Source organism: Hydrogenophaga defluvii (assembly GCF_042665235.1).
Taxonomy (GTDB): Bacteria; Pseudomonadota; Gammaproteobacteria; order Burkholderiales; family Burkholderiaceae_C; genus Hydrogenophaga; species Hydrogenophaga defluvii_A.
This window is the reverse complement of sequence record NZ_JBHTBZ010000046.1, coordinates 1-20,574: the sequence shown is the minus strand read 5'-3', so window position 1 is coordinate 20,574 and position 20,574 is coordinate 1. Positions and strand designations below refer to the sequence as shown.

Annotated in this window: 19 protein-coding genes; 9 read left to right on the top strand and 10 right to left on the bottom strand. The window is 66.6% G+C overall.

What is annotated here, in order from left to right:
* The first annotated feature begins 70 nt into the window (after nt 1–70).
* Complete coding sequence (locus ACFQU0_RS15530; protein WP_382202362.1) at nt 71–2,977, top strand: bifunctional diguanylate cyclase/phosphodiesterase; 2,907 nt, start codon at nt 71–73, stop codon at nt 2,975–2,977.
* A 19-nt stretch (nt 2,978–2,996) separates the two neighbouring features.
* Nucleotides 2,997–3,476, top strand: a complete 480-nt coding sequence (locus tag ACFQU0_RS15525; RefSeq protein WP_382202360.1) for an Lrp/AsnC family transcriptional regulator — start codon at nt 2,997–2,999, stop codon at nt 3,474–3,476.
* Between the two features lie 31 nt (nt 3,477–3,507).
* Here the strand turns inward: ACFQU0_RS15525 and ACFQU0_RS15520 are convergent, their stop codons facing one another.
* Genes ACFQU0_RS15520 through ACFQU0_RS15510 form a run of 3 tightly spaced genes read right to left on the bottom strand, consistent with a single transcriptional unit; the run spans nt 3,508 to nt 5,715 of the window.
* On the bottom strand, nt 3,508–4,407 hold the full coding sequence (locus ACFQU0_RS15520; RefSeq protein WP_382202359.1) for an amidohydrolase family protein: 900 nt from the start codon (nt 4,405–4,407) through the stop codon (nt 3,508–3,510).
* Between the two features lie 5 nt (nt 4,408–4,412).
* A complete protein-coding gene (locus ACFQU0_RS15515; RefSeq protein ID WP_382202357.1) occupies nt 4,413–5,102 on the bottom strand; it encodes a dienelactone hydrolase family protein in 690 nt (229 codons plus the stop codon).
* A gap of 1 nt (nt 5,103) precedes the next feature.
* Nucleotides 5,104–5,715 carry a 2-hydroxychromene-2-carboxylate isomerase gene (locus ACFQU0_RS15510; protein ID WP_382202355.1) on the bottom strand — a complete coding sequence of 204 codons (612 nt, stop codon included), beginning with the start codon at nt 5,713–5,715 and terminating at the stop codon, nt 5,104–5,106.
* 88 nt (nt 5,716–5,803) lie between these two features.
* Between ACFQU0_RS15510 and ACFQU0_RS15505 the strand changes: the two genes are divergently transcribed.
* Both ACFQU0_RS15505 and ACFQU0_RS15500 read left to right on the top strand, forming a co-directional pair.
* A complete protein-coding gene (locus ACFQU0_RS15505) occupies nt 5,804–6,550 on the top strand; it encodes an SDR family oxidoreductase (protein WP_382202353.1) in 747 nt (248 codons plus the stop codon).
* 9 nt (nt 6,551–6,559) lie between these two features.
* Nucleotides 6,560–7,180, top strand: a complete 621-nt coding sequence (locus ACFQU0_RS15500; protein WP_382202351.1) for a MarC family protein — start codon at nt 6,560–6,562, stop codon at nt 7,178–7,180.
* Here ACFQU0_RS15500 and ACFQU0_RS15495 read toward each other — a convergent pair whose 3' ends face one another.
* A complete protein-coding gene (locus ACFQU0_RS15495; protein ID WP_382202349.1) occupies nt 7,181–8,176 on the bottom strand; it encodes a 2-dehydropantoate 2-reductase in 996 nt (331 codons plus the stop codon). It lies immediately after the preceding gene.
* 35 nt (nt 8,177–8,211) lie between these two features.
* Nucleotides 8,212–8,694: a universal stress protein gene (locus ACFQU0_RS15490; RefSeq protein WP_382202347.1), complete on the bottom strand. Its 483-nt coding sequence runs from the start codon at nt 8,692–8,694 to the stop codon at nt 8,212–8,214.
* Nucleotides 8,695–8,785: 91 nt separating this feature from the next.
* Between ACFQU0_RS15490 and ACFQU0_RS15485 the strand changes: the two genes are divergently transcribed.
* The 4 genes from ACFQU0_RS15485 (at nt 8,786) to ACFQU0_RS15470 (ending at nt 14,651) form a co-directional block, all read left to right on the top strand.
* Nucleotides 8,786–10,408: an MFS transporter gene (locus tag ACFQU0_RS15485; RefSeq protein WP_382202345.1), complete on the top strand. Its 1,623-nt coding sequence runs from the start codon at nt 8,786–8,788 to the stop codon at nt 10,406–10,408.
* A 489-nt stretch (nt 10,409–10,897) separates the two neighbouring features.
* A complete protein-coding gene (locus ACFQU0_RS15480) occupies nt 10,898–11,290 on the top strand; it encodes a transposase (protein ID WP_382202343.1) in 393 nt (130 codons plus the stop codon).
* Between the two features lie 201 nt (nt 11,291–11,491).
* Nucleotides 11,492–11,977 carry a hypothetical protein gene (locus tag ACFQU0_RS15475; RefSeq protein ID WP_382202341.1) on the top strand — a complete coding sequence of 162 codons (486 nt, stop codon included), beginning with the start codon at nt 11,492–11,494 and terminating at the stop codon, nt 11,975–11,977.
* A gap of 1,330 nt (nt 11,978–13,307) precedes the next feature.
* Nucleotides 13,308–14,651, top strand: coding sequence for a M48 family metalloprotease (locus tag ACFQU0_RS15470; protein WP_382202339.1), 1,344 nt, complete (start codon nt 13,308–13,310; stop codon nt 14,649–14,651).
* 9 nt (nt 14,652–14,660) lie between these two features.
* Here the strand turns inward: ACFQU0_RS15470 and ACFQU0_RS15465 are convergent, their stop codons facing one another.
* The 5 genes from ACFQU0_RS15465 to ACFQU0_RS15445 are packed head-to-tail and all read right to left on the bottom strand — an operon-like array spanning nt 14,661 to nt 19,604.
* Nucleotides 14,661–15,578 (bottom strand): EamA family transporter, encoded by a 918-nt coding sequence (locus ACFQU0_RS15465; protein ID WP_382202338.1) that lies wholly within the window; start codon nt 15,576–15,578, stop codon nt 14,661–14,663.
* Nucleotides 15,575–16,558 carry an SDR family oxidoreductase gene (locus ACFQU0_RS15460; RefSeq protein ID WP_382202336.1) on the bottom strand — a complete coding sequence of 328 codons (984 nt, stop codon included), beginning with the start codon at nt 16,556–16,558 and terminating at the stop codon, nt 15,575–15,577. Before ACFQU0_RS15460 ends, ACFQU0_RS15465 begins: the two co-directional genes overlap by 4 nt.
* Complete coding sequence (locus ACFQU0_RS15455) at nt 16,555–17,460, bottom strand: bile acid:sodium symporter family protein (RefSeq protein ID WP_382202335.1); 906 nt, start codon at nt 17,458–17,460, stop codon at nt 16,555–16,557. Before ACFQU0_RS15455 ends, ACFQU0_RS15460 begins: the two co-directional genes overlap by 4 nt.
* A gap of 9 nt (nt 17,461–17,469) precedes the next feature.
* Nucleotides 17,470–18,795: a flavin-containing monooxygenase gene (locus ACFQU0_RS15450; RefSeq protein WP_382202333.1), complete on the bottom strand. Its 1,326-nt coding sequence runs from the start codon at nt 18,793–18,795 to the stop codon at nt 17,470–17,472.
* Nucleotides 18,792–19,604, bottom strand: coding sequence for an SDR family oxidoreductase (locus ACFQU0_RS15445; protein ID WP_382202331.1), 813 nt, complete (start codon nt 19,602–19,604; stop codon nt 18,792–18,794). Before ACFQU0_RS15445 ends, ACFQU0_RS15450 begins: the two co-directional genes overlap by 4 nt.
* Nucleotides 19,605–19,707: 103 nt before the next feature.
* Here ACFQU0_RS15445 and ACFQU0_RS15440 point away from each other — a divergent pair, with 103 nt between their 5' ends.
* Nucleotides 19,708–20,466 (top strand): IclR family transcriptional regulator, encoded by a 759-nt coding sequence (locus tag ACFQU0_RS15440; protein WP_382202329.1) that lies wholly within the window; start codon nt 19,708–19,710, stop codon nt 20,464–20,466.
* Nucleotides 20,467–20,574: the final 108 nt, after the last annotated feature.

Below are 20,574 nucleotides of genomic sequence, written 5' to 3'. Positions count from 1 at the left end.
CTGGGTGATCCGGGCCCCTTCTTTTTGCCTGTCATTTTTGCGCTCTCTGTCCTTGCCTCCTTTGTTTGTGATGCCAGCCCTCGCGCTGGCTTATGCCGCGCTGGGCTGGTTGTCCTTGCGGGTGACCATCGCGCCCGACCACGTGTCGCTGGTGTTTATGCCGGCTGGCCTGGCCTTTGTGGCGGCGCTCACCTGGCGCCGCGTCGGGCTGGTGGGGGTGGCCCTGGGTTCGCTGTTGCTCAACGGACTGACCAACGGGCAGAGTGGTGGCGATGTGCTGAACTGGAACCTGCTCGTCACGCCGCCGGCCGCAGCGCTGCAGGCGGGGCTGTCGGCCTGGATGGTGCGGCGGTGGGTGGGCTACCCGAACGCACTCGACAACCCGGGCCGCGCGCTGGCTTTGCTGGCGCTGGGCGGCCCCGTGGCCTGCCTGATCAACGCCAGTGTGTCGGTGCCGGTGCTGGTGGCCTTGGGCGTTGTGCCCGAGCCCGAGGCCTGGTTCAGCTGGTGGAACTGGTGGTTGGGCGACGCGTTGGGGGTGGTGTTGAGCACGCCCTTGTTGCTGGTGTTGTGGGGCCAACCACGCGAGGCTTGGGTGACACGACGCACCACCGTGGCCTTGCCCATGTTGGTGGCCATGGCCCTGGCCAGCGCCACCGTCTACCAGGTGCGCGACAGCGAGGAGCGCACGCTGCGCGACCAGTTCGAGGTCGAAAGCCGTGAACTCGCCCGGCAACTGCAGCGCCGGCTCGATGCCCAGTCTGACAGTGTGATGGCGGTCGCCAAGCTGATGGAACTGGCCTCGCTGACCCGACCGGAGGATTACCGCGAGGCGGTGATGCCCTGGCTGCGGCGCTACAGCGGCACCCAGAATTTCGGCTGGAGCCCACGTGTGCTTGAGGCGCAGCGCGCGCAGTTCGAGGCCGAACAACGTGCCGCCGGGCGGACCCAATTCCGCATCCTGGGGCGCGATCCGCAAGGCGCAACCTTCCCCGCCTTGCCGGCGGCCGACCATTTGCCCATCACCCTGGTGGAGCCCCTGGAGACCAACCGCAGCGTGCTGGGCCTGGACGTGCTGGTGCTGCCGGCCACGTCCGAGGCCGTGATGGCCACCCAGATCTCGGGTCGCCCGGAGGTGACGCAGGCCATCCGGCTGGTGCAAGAGACCCGCCAGCAGCGTGGCGTGGTCATGTACCAAGCGGTGTTCCACCCGCAGCCCGACGGCCGACCGTATGGCGAACTCAAGGGCGTGGTGTCGGCCGTCTTCCGCATGGACGATGTGTTGACCGCCGCGCTGGGCCCCGTGGCCCCGCAGCGCTTGCAACTGTGTCTGATCGACCCGCAGGGCCGGGCTGGCAACCAGCGCCTGGTGGGCGCGGAGGGCTGCGAGCTGCAGGCGGTGGTTGGGCGCACCATGTCCATGCAGTTGCCGGTGCGTTTCAGCGACCGTTTCTGGGAATTCCGCCTCACAGAAGGGCCAGGCTACCGCGCGGAACAACGCAGCTGGACCGCCTGGGCCACGGTGGCGCTGGGGATGGGGGCTGTGGGCATGTTGGGTGTGTTCCTGGTGGTCATCACCGGCCACGGGCGGCGCACCCAGCTGCTGGTGCAACAGCGCACCGAAGAGCTGGCCGGTAGCAACGCCCGCCTGGTGCAGCTGGCGCATTTCGACCCGCTGACTGGGCTGGCCAATCGCAAACACTGGATGGACCAGGCCCAGGCCACGTTGGAGGCGGCACGTCGGCACGGCGACCGGCTGGCGGTGATGTTCATCGATCTGGACCGGTTCAAACACGTCAACGACAGCCTGGGGCACAGCGCAGGCGACCGCCTGTTGGGCACGGTGGCGCTGCGGCTGCGCGAATGCCTGCGTTCGCGCGACGTGCTGGCGCGTTTGGGTGGCGATGAATTTGTGGTGCTGCTGCCACGGCTGAAGGAGCGTGACGGTGCCGCGGTGGCGGCGCGCAAAATCATGCAGTTGCTGGTGGCGCCGGTGTTCATCGACCAACACGAAGTGACGGTGTCGGCCAGTGTGGGCCTGGCCTGCTACCCCGAAGATGGCGACAGCATTGAAACCCTGCTTCGCCACGCCGACACCGCCATGTACGCGGCCAAAGACGCCGGACGCAATGGCTGGCGTTTCTTCTCCTCCGAGATGAACGAGCACCTGTCGCAGCGCATGTTCATCGAAACCGGGTTGCGCCGCGCGCTGGCGCAAGGCGAGCTGTTTTTGCAGTACCAGCCGCAGGTGGACACCCGAAGCGGCCGGCTGGTGGGGGCCGAGGCGCTGGTGCGCTGGGCGCACCCAGAGCGCGGATTGATCGCGCCCGACCAGTTCATTGCCGTGGCCGAAGATTGCGGCCTCATTGAGCCGCTGGGGCGCTGGGTGTTCACCGAGGCCTGCCGGCAACTGCGTGCCTGGGAGGACGAAGGTCTCAGCGGCCTGCAACTCGCGGTCAACATCTCGGCGCTGGAGTTCAACCGGCCTGGGTTTTTGCCGCAGGTGCGCGACATCCTCAGCGCCTCGGGTGTGAACCCGGCGCAGATCGAACTGGAGATCACCGAAAGCCTGCTCATGCAGTCGTTGCCCGAGCTGAGCGAGCGCCTGGGCGAGCTCACCGCGCTGGGCCTCAAGCTCGCCCTGGACGACTTTGGCACCGGCTACTCCAGCCTGGGCTACCTCAAGCGCCTGCCGCTGTCGCGCCTGAAGATCGACAAGTCGTTTGTGGCCGGCGTGCCCGGCAGCCCGGAGGGCGAGGCCATCATCCGGGCCAGCCTGTCCATGGCACACGACCTGGGGCTGGACGTGGTGGCCGAAGGCGTGGAGGCCGAAGACCAGCGCGACTTCCTGCTCAGCCACGGCTGCGACCGCCTGCAGGGCTACCTCATCGCCCGGCCCATGGGGGCCGACGCCTTTGGTGACTGGTGGCGCCAGCACCTCCACGTCCACGGCAAGGCCATGGCACCCTCGCCCTGAACATCCCCGGGTCTATTGCATGGAACACCTCGACAAATTCGACATCGCCATCCTGCGTGAACTGCAGGCCGACGGCCGCCTGACCAACGCCGAGCTGGCTCAGCGCGTGGGCTTGTCGGCCGCGCCCTGCTGGCGGCGGGTGCGTGCGCTGGAGGAGTCTGGCTACATCCGGGGCTACCGCGCCGAAATCGACCGCCACAAGATCGGCCTGGGTGTGCTGGCCTTTGTGCGTCTGCACGCCGAGCGCAACAACGGCGACAACATCCGTGCGTTGGAAGAAGCCGTGCGCGCCCTGCCCGAGGTGGTGGCCTGCCACTACATCAGCGGCACCGGCACGTTCGAGCTGCAGGTGGTGGCGCAAGACCTCGACAGCTTTTCGCGCTTTGCCCAGCAGCGGCTGGTCAACCTGCCCAATGTCAAAGACCTGCAGACCAGCTTTTCACTGGGTGAGGTCAAGGCCGGCGGGGCCTTGCCGCTGGGGCACCTCAGCGGGCGCTGATCGCGCGCTGATCGGGCGCTGACTCAAGGCCTCAAGGGCGTGCTGGCAAGCCGAACAAGCGTGCGCCATTCCCCCAAGCAATGGCACTGGCCACATCCGTGGGCAGCCCGCCCAGCCACACGCGGTAACCCTGCATCAGCGCGTCGTATTGTTCCCAACGTCCATTGACCCAGGTGTCCGATCCGATCAGAAAACGCCCCGGGTACTTGAGCATGAGCGCGCGCCATTCGGGGCACAGCTGCCCACCCTCGCAGGTCAGGCCGGGGCGGTAGGAGAGTTCGCCCATCAGGCCGGGGTAACGCGCCAGCAGCGCCTCCACCCGCGCCACCGGCGTGCCGCCGATGCCGGTGTGTGCCCAGATCAGCCGCAGCTTCTTGCCTTGGCTGGGGGTGTGTGCCATCAGCAGGTCGATGGCCGCGTCGTCCACATGGGCCAGCACCACCAGGTCGCGTTCCTCGGCCAGGCGCATCAGGCGCCGGGCCGTGGGGCCGTTGGCGGCGGGGCTCTGGTACAGGTGGAATTCGCCCAGGCCTTGGTAGGGCCCGGCGGCGGTGCCAGCGGCCAGTTCGGTGTTCACCATGTCCACGATGCTGGCGTCGGTGGGCCAGCCTTCGTAGTCGGCGCGGTTGCGGTAGAGGCGAACGAAGGGCACCACGGTGACGCTGGCTTTCTGCGCCGCCTCGGTGGCGGCGGCCAGCGCCTTGGTGCCGTCGTTGGGGCGGCTGTTGGCCAGCACCGCGCGTACGCCGTTGCGCTGCATTCGGGCCAGCACGTCGGCCAGCGGGTAGGGGCAGGCGGCGCTGGCCTGGTGCACACAGGCCTCGTCGTTGTAGTGCAGGTGGGCGTCGAACAGCGGGCCGCTGTAGGGCGCGGGTTGGGCCCCCGCCGAGCCGCCAACCGCCAGTGCGAGGAACGCCAACCAGCGCCACATGGCCGTCAGCTCAGGTGCTGGGCGAAGAAGGCCAGCGTGCGTTCGCGCGCCAGCGTGGCCGACTCGGCGTGGTACGAGCCACGCTGGTCGCAGTTGAAGCCGTGGTTGGCGCCGTACACGTGCACCGTCACGCCGGGCTGGGCGGCGCGGAAGGCCTGCACCGTCTCCAGCGGGATCCAGTGGTCCTGGTCGCCAAAGTGGGCCATCACCGGGCACAGCGGCTTGCGCCCGGCATCGGCCTCGGCGGTCATGCCGCCGCCGTAGTAGGGCGCTGCAGCGCTGATGCCGCTCAGGCCGCAGGCCGCGCGCCAGGTCAGCAGACCGCCCCAGCAGTAGCCGACGATGCCGACCTTTTTGCCACTGACCGCCGCCGCGTGGTCAACCGCCGCCTGGATGTCCTGCATCACGCCCGGGGCGGGCAGGGCCTCGACGGCCATCTTCAGGCCGAACCCGGCCTTCATGTCGTCTTCGGTGTAGCCCAGTTCAACGCCTTGCTGCACGCGGTGGAAGGTGCTGGGGGCCACGGCCAGGTAGCCCGCGGCGGCGTAGCCATCGGCCACCGAGCGGATGTGGCTGTTGACGCCAAAAATCTCTTGCAGCACCACCACGGCGCCCTTGGGCGCGCCTTGTGGTTGGGCCACGTAGGCGGGGAAGCTGAAGCCGTCGGCGGCCTTCAAATCTACAAAAGAACCCATGTCACTTTGCTCCGAGTTGGTGTTGCAGAAAATCGAGCCGGTCCTGGCCCCAGAAAATTTCGCCGTCGAGCACGTAGCTGGGCGCACCGAACACGCCACTGTCGATGGCGGCCTGGGTGTGGGCCTGGCAGGCAGCGGCCACGGCAGGTGTTTGCGATTGCGCCAGCCGCTCGGCCGGCAGGCCACAGGCTTGCAGCAGGTCGGCCAGCGTGGTGGGGTCGGCAATGTCGCGGTCCTGCGCCCAGCAGGCGGCCAAGACGGCACCGGTCAGGGCCAGCGCTGCGTCGCTGCCGTCGTGCTGGTCCACCGCCACGATCAGCTGGGCCGAGGCGTCGCCCTTGACCGGGAAAAACGCCGGCTGCAGGTTCAGCGGCAACTGCAGCCAGTCGGCAAATCGGCGCAGCTCCACCAGCCGGTAGGCCTGGCGCTGCGGTGAGCGTTTGGGCAGTGGCAGGCCGCCCGACACTGGGAACACCTGGCCCAGGTCCATGGGACGCACACGCACGGTGGCCCCGGCCTCGCGGGCGATGCGCACAAAACGCGCGTGGCCCAGGTAGGTCCAGGGGCTCATGGTGGCAAAAAAGTAATCGACGCAACGGGGCGCTTCGGTCATGCTGTCTCCGGTTTTGTTCTAATCGGCCGCCTTGGGGCGAGCCGCCAAGCTTAAGCCCCATCCCATTTGTTTGCTGAAAGGTCTGTGCATGTCCCGAGTTCTGTTGGTCACCGGTGGCGGGCGCGGTATTGGCGCGGCCACCTGCCTGCTGGCGGCGCAGCGTGGGTACGCGGTGGCGGTGAATTACCAGGCCAATTCGCTGGCGGCCGACGAGGTGGTGCGGCAGATCCGCGCCCAAGGTGGCACTGCCATGGCGGTGTTGGCCGATGTGGCGGACGAGGCCCAGGTGCTGCGCATGTTTGCCCAGGTCGATGCCAAGTTCGGCCGGCTCGATGCCCTGGTCAACAACGCCGGTGTGGTGGACGTGGCGCAGCGGGTGGACGAGATGGACGTGGCGCGCTGGCAGCGCATGTTCAACACCAACGTGATCGGCAGCATGTTGTGCGCGCGCGAGGCGGTGCGCCGCATGAGCACACGGCATGGCGGCCAGGGTGGTGCCATCGTCAATGTGTCGAGCGTGGCCGCCAAGCTGGGCTCGGCCGGGCAGTACGTGGACTACGCCGCCAGCAAGGCCGCCATCGATACCTTCACCCTGGGGCTGGCGCACGAAGTGGCCACCGAAGGGGTGCGGGTGAACGCGGTGCGCCCCGGCATCATCGACACCGAGATCCACGCCAGCGGCGGGCAGCCCGACCGGGCACAACGTTTGTCGCACCTCATTCCCATGCAACGCCCCGGCACGGCGCAGGAGATCGCGGCGGCCATCGCCTGGCTGCTGTCGGACGAGGCCAGCTACACCACCGGCGCCGTGCTGGATGTGGGCGGCGGGCGCTGAAAGCTGACCATGGACCTGAAACCCCTCATCACCCTGCTGGCGCTGGTCAATCCGCTGGCCATCGTGCCCTTCTTCATCCACTACACCCAGGGTTTCTCGCCCGCACAACGCCAGCGCACCATCACCATCGCGTCCATCAGCGCGTTTGCAGTGATCGCCCTGTGTGCGCTGGTCGGCCTGCAAATCCTGGACTTCTTCAGCATCTCGCTGGCCAGCTTTCAGGTCGGCGGCGGGCTGCTGCTCATGACGTCGGCACTGTCCATGCTCAACGCCCAGCCGGCCGAGGCCAAAACCACGCAGGGCGAGGTGGACGACGCGTCCTCGCGTGCATCGATTGCGGTGGTGCCGCTGACCATCCCGCTGCTCACCGGCCCGGCCACCATGTCCACTGTGGTGATCTACGCCGACCGCGCCCAGACCTTCTGGCAACACGCGGCCCTGGTGGGGTACGGCGTGGTGATCGCGGCGGCCACGGCCGTGTGTTTCACCCTGGCCGAGCCGATCGCGCGTTTTTTGGGGCAGACCGGCATCAACGTGATGACGCGCTTGATGGGCCTGATCCTGGCCGCGCTGTCGGTGGAGGTGATGGCCAGCGGGCTCGTGAAGCTGTTTCCCGCTTTGGCTGGCTGATCAGTACAGGCCCTTGGCCTGCGCATGCACACGCGCCAAGCCCATCAGCGCCCGGGTGAAGGGCATGGCGGTGGTGGTGAGCTGGCCCAGCTCGATCACCGCACCCAGCAAGGCGTCCAGTTCCACTGGCCGGCCGGCTTCCACGTCTTGCAGCATGGAGGTTTTGAACGCGCCGAGTTTGGCGGTGACCGCGTGCCGGTCCTCCGGTTCCTGCTCGATCGGCAGGCCGATTTTTTCGCCCACGGCGCGGGCCTCCAGCATCACGGCCGAGACCATGGCGCGCAGATCGGGGTCGCCCAGGATGCGGTCGGTGGTGGCGCCGGTGAGCGCCGACATGGGGTTCATGGTCATGTTGCCCCAGAGCTTGAACCAGATGTCGCGCTGGATGCGCGACGACGTTTCCAGCTCCAGCCCACTGCGTTGCAACAGGGCCTCCAGGGCTTGCAGGCGCGGGGAGGTGCCGCCCGCCGGTTCGCCGATGATGAGTTTGTTGCCGAAGTGGCGCCGCACCACACCGGGCGCATCGGTGGAACAACTGGCGTGCACCACACCACCGATCACCCGTTCGGGCGCGATGGCCGCTGCGATGTCGCCCGTGGGGTCCACCGAGCGCAGCGCGCGCTGGTTCAATGGCGTGTTCAGCCCGTGCAGAAACCACCAGGGCACGCCGTTCATGGCGGTCAGCACCACCGTGTGGGGCCCCAGCAAGGCTTGCACCTGGGGTGCAACCGCCGCCAGCGCCGGGGCCTTCACCGCCAGCACCACCAGATCGGGTGTGCCCAGGTCGGCCGGCTGGTCGCTGGCCCGCAGTTCGTGGCTGACTTCCTTGTCGGCCTCGCGCAGCCGCAGGCCATGGCGTTGCAAGGCCTGCAGGGTGGCGCCTCGGACCAACAGGCCCACCTCGGCACCCGCCTTGTGCAGCGCCGCCGCCAGCCAGCCGCCAATGGCGCCAGCACCCACCACCACCACCCGTTGAATCACCACGTTGTCTCCCATGCTGTGCTGTGCCGGCTGTGACACCGGCCCCTGGTTCACGCGGTTCCGTCGGCTTCGCCGGTCTCGAAGTCGCTGTCCAAAGCGGTGTCCTCGCTGGGTTTGACCAGCGTCACCGGCACCGGCGCAGCGTGCACCATTTCCACGGTGACCGAGCCCAGCAGCGCCTGGCGCACCATGCCCTTGCCGTGCGCGCCCATGACCACGCCGTCGCAGGCGTGTTGCTCAATCAGTTCGACCAAGGTGTGCGCCGGGTCGCCGCGTGCCACCACCGCCTCAAACGGCACGCCCGAGGACTCGACCAGCGACACCGCCGGGGCCAGCACGTGCAGGCCCGCGCCTTCGCTCACTTCGTCCAGCACCGCCGGGTCGTGGGCCACCACCATTTCATACAGGCTGGCCGACTCCTGCACATTGGCCAGCAGCAATTCGACGTCCAGACCGGCTTGAGACAGCTTGAGCACGTGGCGCACTGCCTCCAGGGACAGCGCCGAGCCGTCCACCGGGATCAGGAATTTCATGAAGTCTCCTCGAAAAGATCGGGTGTTTGGCACCATGATAGATCGGTTTTTGACAAACCACGCGCTTCGCACGCCCGGTAGACAATAGCCCATGCCCGACGCCAAGCCCCCCGAGTCACCCTCACTGGACCCCGATCAGGACAAGTCGACCTTGGCGCCGCTGCGCCGCCCGGTGTTCCGCATGTTGTGGACCACCTGGCTGATGGCCAATGTCTGCATGTGGATGAACGATGTGGCGGCGGCGTGGCTCATGACCTCGCTGACCACCAAGCCCATCTGGGTGGCGCTGGTGCAGACAGCGGCCACGCTGCCGGTGTTTCTGCTGGGCCTGCCCAGCGGCGCGCTGGCCGACATCCTGGACCGGCGTCGCTACTTTTTGATGACACAGATCTGGATCGCCGGTGTGGCCATGCTGCTGTGTGCGGCCATCGTGCCCGATCTGGTGACGCCGCCCTTGCTGCTGGCCCTGGTGTTTTTCAACGGCATCGGGCTGGCCATGCGCTGGCCGGTGTTTTCGGCCATCGTGCCCGAGCTGGTGCCGCGCGCCCAGCTGCCGGCGGCGCTGGCGCTCAATGGCGTGTCCATGAACGCCTCGCGCATCATCGGCCCGCTGGTGGCAGGCGCCCTGATCGCCAGCGTGGGCAGCGAATGGGTGTTTGTGCTCAACGCGGTGCTGTCGCTGGCCTCGGCCGTCATCATCTGGCGTTGGAAGCGCGAGCACGTGCCCAATCCCCTGGGCCGCGAAAAGCTGTGGAGCGCCATGCGCGTAGGCGTGCAGTTCGTGAGCCAGTCGGCCCGCCTGCGCGCGGTGTTTCTGCAGGTGTTCCTGTTCTTCTTCCATTCCACCGCCTGTGTCTCCATGTTGCCGCTGCTGGCACAAGGGCTCGAAGAAGGGGGCGCAGGCACCTTCACCTTGCTGCTGGCCACCATGGGGATGGGCGCCATCCTGGCCGCGCTCGCCTTGCCCCGCCTGCGCCAGCGCCTGTCGCGCGATCACCTGGTGCTGGGGGGCACGGCCCTGCAGTCGGCCGGCATGTTGGTCATGGCCATGACCTCGCACCTGTATTTCGCCGTACCGGCCATGTTCGTCTTTGGCGTGGCCTGGATCAGCACCGCCAATTCCCTGTCGGTGTCGGCCCAGTTTTCCCTGCCCGATTGGGTGCGCGCGCGCGGCATGTCCATCTACCAGATGGCCATCATGGGCGGCAGCGCCATGGGCGCGGCGCTGTGGGGGCAGCTCGCCACCGTGACCGATGTGCACTTGGCGGTGGGTGTGGCTTCTGTCACCGGCTTGCTGCTGGCCGCACTGGCCCAGCGCCACAACCGCGACCGTGGCATCGAGGAGGACATGACGCCTTCGCGTGTCATCCAGCGCCCGGTGGCCGAGGCGCCGCCCAGCAGCGGCCACCTCATGGTCCACATCGAGTACCTGATCGACCCGGCGCGCAGCAACGACTTTCGCGCGCTGATGCAGGAGAGCCGCCGCAGCCGTTTGCGTCAGGGCGCGCTGGCGTGGGAGTTGTTGCACGACATCACCGAGCCGGGGCGTTTTGTCGAACAGGTGATCGACGAGTCGTGGACCGACCACCTGCGCCGCTTCGACCGCGTGACCGGCGCTGACGTGGCGCTGCGCGAACGCAAGCTGGCCTTCCACATTGCCGAAGCGCCGCCGCGCGTGACGCGTTATGTGCTGGAGAGCACGGTCAGCGAGTGACGACGAGGGCTCCCACGATTGCAAGCAACAGCCATCCTGGGTCGATTGCACGCCAAACGACCCAGGTATCGGCATCCTGTCTTTTCATTCAGATCAGAACAAGCGCAGGCTTTGTGCGGGATGCAGTTGACGTTGTGCTGCAAAGTGTGCAGCGAGGCAATGGGTTCGAGCAAGCTCGCGCGAGGCACACTGGGCGCACCAGCGCGGGCGTGCCTGTGGCGGCCACGCCATGAACCGCGGACCTTCTTGGCCAGATCGATGCCGACGGGGACAATACGCATGGACTTCCCCTTCCAAACAACAAGCGAGTTGATGAGCGTTCGAACTTCCCATCGTGGCACCCAGATGCCGTACCCCGCAACGGCGCGGATCACTCAGGACGGGGAAGTCCCTTTCATTCGTTGAGGCTGTGCAAAACCCCCCGCCGAGCCGGAACGAACGACCATCGGCGGAGTCCATGTTCAAACGCTCAATGCTGGAGAGCAGGACATGGCCAGATACAAGCTCATTGATCGCAATCCCCGGCTCTTGCCCGTGGTGCTGAGCGAGCAGATTCAACCCGGCACATTTGAATTTGCGCTCGACCATCTGGTTGACAACGAACTGGATCTCAGCACCCTGGACGCGCGCTTTCGCAACGACGAAACCGGCGCCAGTGCCTACGACCCACGCGTCATGCTCAAGATCGTGCTGCTGGCCTACATTCGGGGGCTGATCTCCTCGCGCCGCATCGAAGCGGCCTGTCTGCACAACGTGCAGTTCATCGCCCTCAGTGGCGACAGCCAACCGAGCTATACCCACATCGCCAACCCAAGGTGGGCACGCAGTGGCGGTTGTATTGCCTGGTGCACAACATCGAGAAGATGGCCTGGTGCGATCTGAAGCGGTAACGGTAGAAAGGCTGGCGGTGTTGATGCCAGAATGAGCGGCGCAGGCTTGATCAGGCGCCCGTTGGAGCGAACCGATCACCGCAAAAGCACATCGGGAGGAAACAAGGTCATGACCAGCCACAACATCGCAACCCTGCCCCAGCCTACGGCTGGATTTGGGGTTATTGCACAGTCTCGTTAGGCGTCACAGCAAATGCCGCGTTACGTCACGCTCGGAACGGTGCGCCCCCTTGGTTGGGTCACGCTCGTAGGCTTCCTCATCGCGGCAGTCTGGGCGCTGCGAGCCGGGGAACCCTGGCCAGCGCTTGGCTTTGCCGCTTTCGCGCTGCTCGGCGTCTACTTGCTTATTGGCGCCTACGGGCGCTACGCCGTCGAAGATGATTCGCTTCACTCGATCACGCCCCTCGGTTGGCAGTACCGGATGAGTTGGGCCGAGGTGAAGTATGTCGAATTCGGTACCGGTGGCACGCTTGTCTTCTTCGGTGATGGAAAGCGCTTCGTGCTACCCCCGGCCGCTTTCTGGTCTGGCGAGCACAAACCAGAGATGTACAAGCGCCTGGTCCAACTCATCGAGGCCCACAGCCTTACTCCGGTCCCAAGCAACACTGCTGACTACCGGTTCAACAGGAATGTGCGCGTACAAGGTGAGGCCTCTCAAAAAGACCGCCCAAGTGATTGATTTTGTATCCCGCGTTCAAAGTCCAAGTGCAACACCCTCCTTGGAGAATCTGTTGCATGCCCAAGGTCTTGGCCCGTTGGGCGAGGTTGTGCGGCACCCGCTGGCGGTAACGCTCCTCAAAGCAGTCCCGCATCCGGTTGGTGTATTCCTGCCCGTGGGTGAACATGACGTAGATCAGACGGGCGAGCGCCGTCACGGCCTTGGGTCTGTCCTGCGGGCGCACATGCGCCGGTAGTGGCCGCCCTGCGCCGATCGGCTGGATCGCAGGACGGCGTTTGTACACTGGGACGCTCCAGTGGCGTCTACGCCATGAACCGCGAAGACGTTCTTGGCGAGATCAATGCCGATGGTGACAATACTCACGGACTTCCCCTTCCCAACAAAGCGTGAGTTGATGAGCGTTCGTATTTCCCATCGTGGCACCCAGATGCCGTACCCCGCAACGGCGCGGATCACTCGGGACGGGAAAGTCCCTTTCCTTCGTTAGACATCATGAATAGCCTGCGTTCCCCGTTTGTCGTCTATCTGCTCGGACTGCTGTCCCACGGCATCTTCTATGAGCCGGTGAAGTACATACTGGGCCGAGGCGCAGTGTTCTTTTTGGCGGCTCTCGTCTACTTGCTTTTTCTGCGCGGCATTGGCTGGCTTGTTAGTCGGAGGTCGAAGGATGTTGACGCGTAGCGCCGGGGTGCTTCTTCTTGCGCTTCTGATGGCAGGGGGGCTCTGGGCGAAGCGCGAGCTCGAAATCGACCGTTGCCTAGACGCCGGTGGTAAGTGGAACTACGATGCCCGCTTGTGCATACAGGCGCCATGAGGTCTCTCAAGAAACACCACCCACCAAGTGATTGATTTGTATGGTGTTGTCAGTACTCCGGTTCGCTTGGCACAAGCTGCATGCCACGAGGCCGTGGCCCGTTGTGCGAGGTTTGTGCGGCACCCGCTGGCGGTAACGATCTTCAAAGTAATCCTGCCCCCGGTCGGTGCATTCCTCCCCGTGCCTGAGCATGGCGTAGCTCAGACGGGCGCCCATGCGCCGGTAGTGGGCGCCCAGCGCCGATTGGCTGGATCGCAGGATGGTGTCGGCTGCGTCGTTTTTTCCCGCGCTTGCCCGAGGCGGTAGGCCATGATGAACTTGGGCGCTATCAGGCGCTCGGTGTGGCCGAACCTCTGAAATGCGCGCGCCGAGTGGTGGGCGCCGGAGCAGCCCTCGACCCCCTATGCTGTACCCCGAACTTCGCGGATCGCCCGGGACGGAGAAGGCCCTTTCATTCGTTAGGATGGCTGCCTGCAACCCAGCGGCTCAGACCGCATGACTTCAGGAGGGTCTGCCATGACCGATACCAACGCACTGAGCGAAAATCTGCAGAAAAACCGCCTCAGCCGGCGCCAGGCCTTGTGGCTGATGGGCGCCAGCACCGCCGCCACGGTAGGCTTGCAAGGCTGCGCGCAGTCGCCGGTCACTGGCGAGCGCATCGTGGTGGGCATGAGCGAGGCGCAGGAGCGTGCGGTGGATGCCGAGGTGGCGCCGCACCAGTTCTCACAAGACCTGGGCGCCTTGCAGGACCGTGCCGTCAACGATTATGTGAGTGGCGTGGGCCAGCGCCTGCAAGGCCTGTCGCACCGGCCGCAGATGCCGTACTCCTACCGCGTGCTCAACGCCAACTACGTCAACGCCTACACCTTCCCCGGTGGCGCCATGGGGGTCACGCGCGGCATCCTGGCCGATCTGCAGGACGAGTCCGAGCTGGCGGCCTTGCTGGGCCATGAGATCGGCCACGTCAACGCCCGCCACGCCGCGCAACGCCAGGGCCAATCGATGTTGGCCCAGGTGGCGGTGCTGGGTCTGAACATCGCTGCGGGTGATTCGCAGTGGGGTGGCCTGGTGGGTCTGGGCAGCCAGGTGGGGGCCAGCGCGTTGCTGGCGGGTTACTCGCGCGAACACGAGCGCGAGGCCGATGCCCTGGGGCAACAGTATCTGGTGAAAGCGGGCTACCCGGCGAGTGGCATGACGCGCTTGCACACCCTGCTGGTGTCGGAACAAAAAGAGCAGCCGGGCCTGCTGGAGACCATGTTCTCCAGCCACCCCATGAGCAGCGAACGCCTGGAGACCGCCCGCCGCGCGGCCGACACCACTTACGCCACCAGCGCCCGTGCGCCCACGCAGCGCGAGCGTTTCATGGACCACACGGCCAGTCTGCGCCGCATCAAACCCACCATCGCCGATTGCCAGCAGGGCGAGCTGGCCATGGCCACCAAAACCTACCCCGCCGCGCAAGCCGCGTTTGCCAGCGCGATCAAGCGCACGCCCCAAGACTACGCGGCCAACTTCCGCATGGCGCAATGTCTGCAAGCCCAGAACCAGGCGCAACAGGCGCGGCGCTACGCCGAGGCGGCGCAGGCCATCTACCCGCAGGAGGCGCAGGCCCACAAGTTGTCGGGCGTGTTGGCGCTGAGCTTGCGCGACCCCGGCGCGGCCTTTGCCCACCTCGACCGATTCGACCGCCAGTTGCCCGGCGACCCGGGCGTGACCTTCCTCAAAGGGGTGGCGCTGGAGGGGAGTGGCCAGCGCCCGCAGGCGGCCGCGCAGTACCGGCGCTTTCTGCAAATGGGCGCCAGCGGCCAGGCCGCGCAGTACGCCAACAGCCGCCTGCAGGCCTGGGGCGCTTTGCGCTGAGCGCCCAGGTCAGGCCGCTTGCCGCAGCCGCCAGGCCGCCCACCAGCCGCCGGCCTGGTTGACCACCAGCCCCAGCAACACCAGCCCCGTGCCCAGCCACTGCTGGGCCAGCGGGCGCTCACCAAAAAACACCCAGGCCGCCCACAGGCCCACCACCGGCACCAGCAGCGAAAACGGCGTCACCTTGGCGGCGGGGTGGCGCTGCAGCAGGCGTGTCCAAAGGGTGTAGGCCAGCAGGGTAGCGAGCAAGGCCAGGTAAAGCACGGCGAGGAAGGCGTTGAGCCCCAGGCCTTGCAGTTGTGTGCTCACGGTGTCGGGGCCGGTGGTCCACAGTGCGAGGCCAAAGAAGGGCAGGATGGGGAACAGGCTGCTCCAGACGATGAAGGGGAAGGGCTGGTAGTTGGCTACCCGGCTGGCCTGGCGCGCCACCAGGTTGGACACGGCCCACATGAACGCGGCCGACAGCGTGAGCACAAAGCCCACCAGGGTCATTTGCCCCGGGCCATCGCCGTGTGCGGTGGCGATCATGAGCAGCCCGCCGAGCGCCACCGTCAGCCCCAGCCACTGGACCGGCTTGCCACGTTCGCCCAGCAGCGGCGCGGCCAGCAGCAGGGTGAAGAAAGCCTGCGTCTGCATCACCACCGAGGCCATGCCCGCCGTCATGCCCAGTTGCAGGCCCAGGAACAAAAAGCCGAACTGGCCCAGGCCCTGCGCCAGCCCGTAGGCCGCGACAAAGCGCCAAGGCAGGCTGGGCGGTCGCACGAACAGCAGAAAAGGCAGCGATGCGAGCGTGAAGCGCAGCGCGCCCATCAGCATGGGGCTCAGGCCTTGCAGGCCCACCTTCATGACGACGAAGTTCAGGCCCCAGATCACCACCACCGCAAGGGCGCGCAGCAGGTCGCCGTGGCTCAGACGCGTGGTGCTCATGCGGCTGTGACCGGTTTGCCCTGGGCGGCACGCGCCGCCACAAAAGCGTCGAAGGCCTGGGCGCTGGTTTGGGCGGGTGTGTAGCCAAAGCGGGTTTTCAGCGCGGTGTTGAGCAGCACCGGGCGGTAGCGCAAAAAGTCGAGCTGCTCGGGGCCGTAGCGGCTGATGCCCAGCGCCTTGCCCACGGCCAGTGCGGCCTGCAGCAGCCCGGCGGGCAGCACACGGGTGCGTTTGCCCAGGCGCTGGGCGATCTGGTGGATGGTGAGGGCGCCGTCACCGGCCAGGTTGTAGCAACCGGGCGGCGCGTCCCCGCTCAAGGCGTGGCAGATGGCACCGGTCACGTCTTCGTTCCAGATGAACACGAAGGGGCTGTCGCTGCCGGCGATGGCGATGAGGCGGGGCTTTTCGAACAAGGCGGTGATTTGGTTGTCCACCCGCTCGCCCAGGATGGTGCCGATGCGCAGCACGGTCTGCGCCAGTGCCGGGTGCTGTGCGCGGTACTGGGCCAGCATTTCTTCGACCAGGCGTTTGTGGTCGCTGTAGGCAAACACCGGGTTGCCACGCAGCGGGTGGTCTTCGGTCAACCAGGCCGGGTTGTCGGCGTGGTAGCCGTAGGCCGCGCCACTGCTGGAGACGATGAGGTGCTTCACGCCCTGGGCCACACAGGCGTCGAGCACATTGCGGGTGCCGCCCACGTCCACCGAATGTTCGAAGGCGCGGTTGGAGCCTTTGCCCGGCGTGACGATGGAGGCCAGGTGCACCACGCTGTCGATCCGGTGTTCGGCCAGCAGGGCGCCCAGGCCGCTGTCGCGCACGTCCAGCACCCGGTAGGTGATGCCGGGCAAACGTCGCGCCTGCGGCACTTCGCGCACGTCGGTGGCCACCACCGCGTCGGTGTTGTTGCGGCGGGCCAGTTCGGCGATCAGGCCTTGGCCCAAAAAGCCGTCGGCGCCGGTGACGAGAATGCGGCGCGCCCTCATGACTGGGCCACCGGTTTGCGGGCCCACCAGCCGGCCAGCAGCAGGCCGGCGATGATGTCCCAGAAGCCCCAGACGCCGGCCACCACGGCCATGCCGCCCAGGCCACCGAAGAAGCTGAAGATGAGGACCAGGCCCAGGCCGGCGTTGCGTATGCCCACCTCGATGGCCAGGGCGCGGCGGTCGTAGTCGCTCAGGCCAAAGGCGCGCGCGCAGGCCCAGCCGGTGCCAAAGGCCAGCGCATCGTGCAGGGCTACAGCGAGGATGACCATGCCCACGTAGTCGAGGAAATAACGCCAGTTGCCCGCGATGGCGCCGACGATGAAGCCGATCAGCGTGAGGAAACTCAGGATGCGCATGGGCTTCTTGAAGCGCTCGGTCCAGACCGGAAAGTGATGGGCACAGGCCAGGCCCAGCACAAAAGGTAGGCCGATGATGAGCAGGATGTGGCCGGCCATCTCCAGCGGGTCCAGCGAGATGGTTTTGAGCAGGCTTGACGCCGTGGGATGCAGCCCACCCCAGAAGGCGAAGTTCAGCGGCATGGCCACGATGGCGATGGCGTTGGACACCGCCGTCATGGACACACTCAGCGCCACATTGCCCTTGGCGCGGTGGGTGAGGACGTTGCTCACGTTGCCCGGCGGGCAGCAGGCCACCAGGATCATGCCCAGCGCGATGCTGGGTGCCACGCCCAGCAACAGCGTGAGCGCGTAGGTGATGGCCGGCAGCACCACAAACTGCGCGCCCACGCCCACCGCAAAGGCCACAGGCATGCGCGCCACGCGCTTGAAGTCTTCGATGCGGGTGTCCAGCGCGATGCCGAACATCAGAAAGGCCAGCACGCCGTTGAGCACTGCCAGCGAGGCGGGGTTGAAGTTCAGGCGAATCTCGTCAATCGGCAACATGGTGTGTCCTCAGGCGAAGGCGGCGGCGGCCTGGCGCACCGCCTGGCGGTAGGCGTCTTTGTTGACGTAGTAGGCCATGCGTTCCAGCTGCAGGTACTTGTAGCCGCCGCTCAGGTCGGGCGGCGGGCCTGCCTTGGCGGTTTTCAGCGCATCGGCCTTCGGGCTGCCGCTGTCCAGTGCCTTGAGGTAACGCGCCACCAGTTCGGCCTGCTCGTAGCGGCCTTGCCAGCCCAGGCCGCTGGCTTCCACCATGCCCAACACCGCCAGGCGGTCGTGGCGTGGCGCGAAGATGTTGAGGTAGAGGCTGGGCGCCATGCCCTGCCAGTTCAGGTGGGCGCGGTCCAGGAAGGGGTAGTGCAGCTTGTAGCCGGTGGCCGCGAGGATGAGGTCGTAGTCGCGCGCGCTGCCGTCCTTGAAGTGCACGGTGTGACCGTCCAGTCGGGCGATGTCGGCGCGAACGCCCACGTCGCCGTGGCCTATGTGGTACAGGATGAGGGAGTTCACCACCGGGTGCGATTCGTACATCTTGTAGGCCGGTTTGGGGAAGCCGAAGCGCACCGGGTCGCCGGTAAACCACTTGAGGATGGTGCCGTCCACCCTTTGTTTGAGCCAGGGCGGCAGCGTGACCTTGCCGCCCAGCGAATCGGCCGGTTTGCCGAACACGTATTTGGGCACGAAGTAGTAGCCCCGACGCACCGAGATGTCCACGCTGTGTGCGTGGTGCACCGCGTCCACCGCGATGTCGCAACCGGAGTTGCCCGCGCCCACGATCAGCACCCGTTTGCCCTTGAACTGCTCCGCGCTTTTGTAGGCGCTGGTGTGTTTCAGCTCGCCGTCGAACTGGCCCTCAAACGTGGGCATGTTGGGTTCGGCCAGTGTGCCGTTGGCGATCACCACGCCTTTGAAATCGGCCGACTGCGTGTCGCCGGCTGCGTCGCGCCAGGTCACGCGCCACAGGCTGTCAGCGGCCTCGCTCAGCGGCTCCACCTGCAGCACCCGCACCCCGAAGTGGAAGTGGCGTTTGAGGTCGAAGTGGTCGGCAAAGGCGCGGAAGTAGGCCAGCAGCTCGCGGTGGCTGGGGTAGTCGGCCACGCTGTCGGCCATGGGGAATTCGCTGAACTCCGTCATGCGTTTGCTGGAGATCAGGTGGGCCGATTCGTACACCGTGGAGCGTGGGTTCTCGATGTTCCACAGGCCGCCGACGTCGGTCCAGGCTTCGAAGCCCTGGAAGGGGATGCCGAGTTTCTGCAGGTTGCGTGCGCCGGCCAGGCCAGACGGGCCGGCCCCGATGAGGGCGATCTGGTCTTGGGTGTTCACTGGGGAAGGACGGGTCATTTTTTCAGTCCGGGAATGTGAGTGGCGCCGGCTTCGCCGGGGCGGGGTTTGCGCGGTTGTTTCAGCAGCAGGCCATCGTGCCAGCGCGCCGGCAGGCACATGAGGGCCCGCGCCAGCCACCCCGTGCGGCGTGGCAAAACGATGTGCTCGCGCCCGGCGGCCACACCCGCCAACAGCGCACGCGCGGCGGCGTCGGGTTCCAGCAAACCGGGCATGGCAAAACGGTTGCCGGCGGTGAGTGCGGTGCGCAGGTAGCCGGGGCTCACCGTGTGCACCGTCAAGGGCGTGGGTCGCAGTTCTGCGCGCAGGCTTTGCAGGTAGGCGATCAGCCCAGCCTTGCTGGCGCAGTAGGCGCCATTGCCCGGCAGGCCGCGCCAGCCGGCGATGCTGGCCACGCCCACCAGTGCGGCGGGTTGTGGCGCCGCTTGCATGGCGGGCAGAAAGGGGGCAAACGTGGTGGCCACGCCCAGCAGGTTGATTTCCAGCATGCGGCGCATCACCGCCAGGTCGCCCGGTTGCGCGGTGTCAAAGCCGCCGGCCACACCGGCGTTGGCGATCACCAGGTCGGGCGTGCCGAAGTGGCCCATCCAGTCCTGCGCCATGGCGGTCATGGCGGCCGCGTCGCTCACGTCGGGCGTGTACACCGCGCAGCGGCCCGGGGCGGTGGCGGCCAGGTCTTGCAGCGCGCTGCGGTTCAGGCCCACCAGTGCCACGCGGGCCCCGCCGGCCAGCAGCGCGCGGGCCAGGGCCTGGCCCAGGCCGCCGCAGGCACCGGTCAGCACCACGTTGTTGAAAGTGCGTGTGGACACGCGTTGTCTCCGTTGGTTCTTTGACGCCGGACTGTAGGCGGAACTAGAATGCGTCTCGAAAAAATTTATTGAATCGTCTCATTTTTCGAGATTTATGTGATGTATGGGCACGGATGAAGCCCCTGGCCTGCGGCTCTTGGCGCTGCTGGAACACCTGGTGACCCAGGGCGAGCCGCAGGCTTTGCCCGAGGTGGTGGCCCTGACCGGTTGGCCCAAGCCCACGGTGCACCGCATGCTGGCCCAACTGGAAAGTGGCGGCTGGTTGCAGCGCGAACCCGATGGGCGGCGCTACGCGCTGACACCGCGTCTGCACGGTTTGGCCGAGGCCACCTTGAGCGCCAGTACCCAACACGGTGTGCGCCACGCGGTGTTGCGCCAGCTGGTGGCCGACCTGGGCGAGAGTTGCAACCTCACCGCCTTGTCGGGCGCCGAAGTGGTGTACCTCGATCGCGTGGCGTCGGCCTTCCCGCTGCGGCTGGAGTTGCGGCCAGGCACGCGCGTGCCCATCCACTGCTCGGCCAGCGGCAAGCTGTTCCTGGCCTTTTTGCCCACCCGCCAGCGCAACGCCTTGCTCGACGGTCTCACGCTGACCCGCCACACCGCCACCACGCTCACCACACGCGCGGCGCTGCTCGCGGAGCTGGACACCATACGCCGCGAGGGCTATTCGGTGGATGCCGAGGAGTTTGTGGACGGGCTGGTGTGTGTGGCCGTGCCGGTGCGGGCACCTGGAACGACAGCTGGGTCGGTGCGTTGTGCCCTGGCCTTGCAGGCGCCTTCGGCCCGCATGGACCTGGTCCAGGCCCGTCTGCAGTTGCCGCGCTTGCGCGAGGCAGCCCTGGCCTTGGCGCGCACTTTGTGAAAGCGTGGGCAATTGTGAAAGAGTGGGCTGTCAGCAGCAAATAGAACTGTCCGGTTTTGTAGCAAGTAGATTGTCCGCTTTGACGTGATGTGATGGTGCTGGCAGCCA

Coding starts and splice junctions, on each gene's coding strand:
- ACFQU0_RS15525 (WP_382202360.1), top strand. CDS start 2,997: ATGGAACACCTCGACAAATTCGACATCGCCATCCTGCGTGAACTGCAG.
- ACFQU0_RS15520 (WP_382202359.1), bottom strand. CDS start 4,407: ATGTGGCGCTGGTTGGCGTTCCTCGCACTGGCGGTTGGCGGCTCGGCG.
- ACFQU0_RS15500 (WP_382202351.1), top strand. CDS start 6,560: ATGGACCTGAAACCCCTCATCACCCTGCTGGCGCTGGTCAATCCGCTG.
- ACFQU0_RS15530 (WP_382202362.1), top strand. CDS start 71: ATGCCAGCCCTCGCGCTGGCTTATGCCGCGCTGGGCTGGTTGTCCTTG.
- ACFQU0_RS15480 (WP_382202343.1), top strand. CDS start 10,898: ATGGCCAGATACAAGCTCATTGATCGCAATCCCCGGCTCTTGCCCGTG.
- ACFQU0_RS15490 (WP_382202347.1), bottom strand. CDS start 8,694: ATGAAATTCCTGATCCCGGTGGACGGCTCGGCGCTGTCCCTGGAGGCA.
- ACFQU0_RS15440 (WP_382202329.1), top strand. CDS start 19,708: ATGGGCACGGATGAAGCCCCTGGCCTGCGGCTCTTGGCGCTGCTGGAA.
- ACFQU0_RS15515 (WP_382202357.1), bottom strand. CDS start 5,102: ATGGGTTCTTTTGTAGATTTGAAGGCCGCCGACGGCTTCAGCTTCCCC.
- ACFQU0_RS15485 (WP_382202345.1), top strand. CDS start 8,786: ATGCCCGACGCCAAGCCCCCCGAGTCACCCTCACTGGACCCCGATCAG.
- ACFQU0_RS15475 (WP_382202341.1), top strand. CDS start 11,492: ATGCCGCGTTACGTCACGCTCGGAACGGTGCGCCCCCTTGGTTGGGTC.
- ACFQU0_RS15455 (WP_382202335.1), bottom strand. CDS start 17,460: ATGTTGCCGATTGACGAGATTCGCCTGAACTTCAACCCCGCCTCGCTG.
- ACFQU0_RS15495 (WP_382202349.1), bottom strand. CDS start 8,176: ATGGGAGACAACGTGGTGATTCAACGGGTGGTGGTGGTGGGTGCTGGC.
- ACFQU0_RS15510 (WP_382202355.1), bottom strand. CDS start 5,715: ATGACCGAAGCGCCCCGTTGCGTCGATTACTTTTTTGCCACCATGAGC.
- ACFQU0_RS15470 (WP_382202339.1), top strand. CDS start 13,308: ATGACCGATACCAACGCACTGAGCGAAAATCTGCAGAAAAACCGCCTC.
- ACFQU0_RS15450 (WP_382202333.1), bottom strand. CDS start 18,795: ATGACCCGTCCTTCCCCAGTGAACACCCAAGACCAGATCGCCCTCATC.
- ACFQU0_RS15505 (WP_382202353.1), top strand. CDS start 5,804: ATGTCCCGAGTTCTGTTGGTCACCGGTGGCGGGCGCGGTATTGGCGCG.
- ACFQU0_RS15460 (WP_382202336.1), bottom strand. CDS start 16,558: ATGAGGGCGCGCCGCATTCTCGTCACCGGCGCCGACGGCTTTTTGGGC.
- ACFQU0_RS15465 (WP_382202338.1), bottom strand. CDS start 15,578: ATGAGCACCACGCGTCTGAGCCACGGCGACCTGCTGCGCGCCCTTGCG.